The following is a 274-nucleotide window of genomic DNA, read 5'->3' on the forward strand; positions in this document are numbered from 1 at the left end:
GTTGATCTCACCCGTGATCGTGCGGATGTGCTTGGTGGCCTCGGAGACGTCGCCGGTGCCGGCCTCGCCCTTCGAGCGGATCATCGCGGCACCCTCGGTGATGCGGCGCAGCGCCTCGCCGAGGTTCGTGGCACCGCACACGAACGGCACGGTGAAGTTCCACTTGTCGATGTGGTTCACGTAGTCGGCGGGCGAGAGCACCTCGGACTCGTCGATGTAGTCGACGCCCAGCTCCTGCAGGATCTGCGCCTCGACGAAGTGCCCGATGCGGGCC

The 274-nt window shown here is 66.8% G+C and carries 1 pseudogene; it reads right to left on the reverse strand.

Going from position 1 to position 274, the window contains the following annotated elements:
- Positions 1–274, reverse strand: a pseudogene (locus ACZ3HG_RS23675) (pyridoxal 5'-phosphate synthase lyase subunit PdxS); the annotation flags it as partial.

This window comes from Erwinia sp. PME.40.26/001 (assembly GCF_055556675.1).